Source organism: Winogradskyella sediminis (assembly GCF_003387355.1).
Classification (GTDB): Bacteria; Bacteroidota; Bacteroidia; order Flavobacteriales; family Flavobacteriaceae; genus Winogradskyella; species Winogradskyella sediminis.
Window position 1 is genome coordinate 10,001 of sequence record NZ_QUNH01000009.1, and the last position, 2,719, is coordinate 12,719.

Genomic DNA, 2,719 nt, shown 5'->3' on the forward strand with positions numbered 1-2,719 from the left:
GAGTGAAATAGAACCTGAAACCATACGCTTACAAGCGGTCGGAGCAGACTTGATCTGTGACGGCGTGCCTTTTGCATAATGAGCCTACGAGTTACCGTTGCTAGCAAGGTTAAGGACTTCAGGTCCGGATCCGTAGCGAAAGCGAGTCTGAATAGGGCGTTTTAGTTAGTAGTGGTAGACGCGAAACCGTGTGATCTACCCATGGGCAGGGTGAAGCTGTGGTAACACACAGTGGAGGCCCGAACCGGTTGACGTTGAAAAGTCTTCGGATGACCTGTGGGTAGGGGTGAAAGGCCAATCAAACTCGGAAATAGCTCGTACTCCCCGAAATGCATTTAGGTGCAGCGTTGATTTATAGTTTTATAGAGGTAGAGCTACTGATTGGATGCGGGGGCTTCACCGCCTACCAATTCCTGACAAACTCCGAATGCTATAAAATGTTCATCAGCAGTGAGGGCATGGGTGCTAAGGTCCATGTCCGAGAGGGAAAGAACCCAGACCATCAGCTAAGGTCCCCAAATATATGTTAAGTTGAATAAACGAGGTTGAACTGCTTAGACAGCTAGGATGTTGGCTTGGAAGCAGCCATTCATTTAAAGAGTGCGTAACAGCTCACTAGTCGAGCGGTTCGGCATGGATAATAATCGGGCATAAACATATTACCGAAGCTATGGACTTGAAAAAGTGGTAGGGGAGCATTGTAGTGTCGTCGAAGGTGTTCTGTGAGGGATGCTGGAGAAGCTACAAAAGAAAATGTAGGCATAAGTAACGATAATGCGGGCGAGAAACCCGCACACCGAAAGACTAAGGTTTCCTCAGCTATGCTAATCAGCTGAGGGTTAGTCGGGACCTAACGCGAACCCGAAAGGGGTAGTGGATGGACAACAGGTTAATATTCCTGTACCTGCTCACACTAAAAGTGACGGAGGCGAAAAGTTAGTGCGTACTGACGGAATAGTACGTTGAAGGGACAGGTAACTGCCCGATAGTACACTGAGACTACGGTCAAGGTGATAATCTAGCAAATCGACTTCCAAGAAAAGCGAGTGAAGCAGCCCGTACCCTAAACCGACACAGGTAGTTGGGATGAGAATTCTAAGGTGCTCGAGAGATTCATGGCTAAGGAACTAGGCAAAATTGACGCGTAACTTCGGGAGAAGCGTCGCCCCCTTCTGGGGGGCCGCAGTGAAAAAGTCCAGGCGACTGTTTATCAAAAACACAGGGCTCTGCTAAATCGAAAGATGATGTATAGGGCCTGACACCTGCCCGGTGCTGGAAGGTTAAGTGGAGGGTTTAGAAGTTTACTTCGAAGATCTCAAATGAAGCCCCAGTAAACGGCGGCCGTAACTATAACGGTCCTAAGGTAGCGAAATTCCTTGTCGGGTAAGTTCCGACCTGCACGAATGGTGTAACGATCTGGACACTGTCTCAGCCATGAGCTCGGTGAAATTGTAGTATCGGTGAAGATGCCGATTACCCGCTGTGGGACGAAAAGACCCCGTGCACCTTTACTATAGCTTAGTATTGGTTTTGGATAAGTAATGTGTAGGATAGGTGGGAGACTTCGATCGTGCGTCGCCAGGCGTGCGTGAGTCATTGTTGAAATACCACCCTTTGCTTATCTAGAGTCTAACTTTCAAAGAAAGGACAGTGCTTGGTGGGTAGTTTGACTGGGGTGGTCGCCTCCAAAAGAGTAACGGAGGCTTCTAAAGGTTCCCTCAGCACGCTTGGTAACCGTGCGTAGAGTGCAATGGCATAAGGGAGCTTGACTGAGAGACATACAGGTCGATCAGGTACGAAAGTAGAGCATAGTGATCCGGTGGTTCCGTATGGAAGGGCCATCGCTCAAAGGATAAAAGGTACGCCGGGGATAACAGGCTGATCTCCCCCAAGAGCTCATATCGACGGGGGGGTTTGGCACCTCGATGTCGGCTCGTCACATCCTGGGGCTGGAGAAGGTCCCAAGGGTTGGGCTGTTCGCCCATTAAAGTGGCACGCGAGCTGGGTTCAGAACGTCGTGAGACAGTTCGGTCTCTATCTACAGTGGGCGTTAGAAATTTGAGTGGATCTGACTCTAGTACGAGAGGACCGAGTTGGACGAACCTCTGGTGTACCTGTTGTTCCGCCAGGAGCATTGCAGGGTAGCTACGTTCGGAAGGGATAAGCGCTGAAAGCATATAAGCGCGAAACCCACCACAAGATGAGATTTCTTTAAAGGGTCGTGGAAGATTACCACGTTGATAGGCTATAGGTGTAAAGGCAGTAATGTCATAGCCGAGTAGTACTAATAACCCATAGGCTTATTGTACGGTGTTTTTTTATATAGTACTTGTTACTTATATATCATGTGATTTTTTCAATATGTCAACAATATTAGTGTTGATTATTTATAACAACCCAAGTTCTGATGATATCAGAATAAAAACTTAAGGTGGTTATAGCGACGGGGCTCACCTCTTACCATTCCGAACAGAGTAGTTAAGCCCGTTTGCGCCGATGGTACTGCTTTACTGTGGAAGAGTAGGTCGCCGCCTTTTTTGAAAACCCTTACTAGTGATCTAGTAAGGGTTTTTTGTTTTTTACTCCTTTTTTAATAGTTCTGTTTGCTATTAGTTAGTACCGATTTTGTTATATTAATACTTTGATAGAGAAAAAATAGCTATGAATGTAAATAAGGAATTAGAATTAGCATGGAAGTTTGTAAATAATACAAATAGGA

The 2,719-nt window shown here is 46.7% G+C and carries 2 rRNA genes (1 of these 2 only partly in view); both read left to right on the plus strand.

What is annotated here, in order from left to right:
• Positions 1 to 2,308 (plus strand): 23S ribosomal RNA (locus C8N41_RS16275); it begins 517 nt to the left of the window's first position.
• 119 nt (positions 2,309 to 2,427) lie between these two features.
• Positions 2,428 to 2,537, plus strand: a 5S ribosomal RNA gene (rrf, locus tag C8N41_RS16280).
• The last annotated feature ends 182 nt before the right edge of the window (positions 2,538 to 2,719 follow it).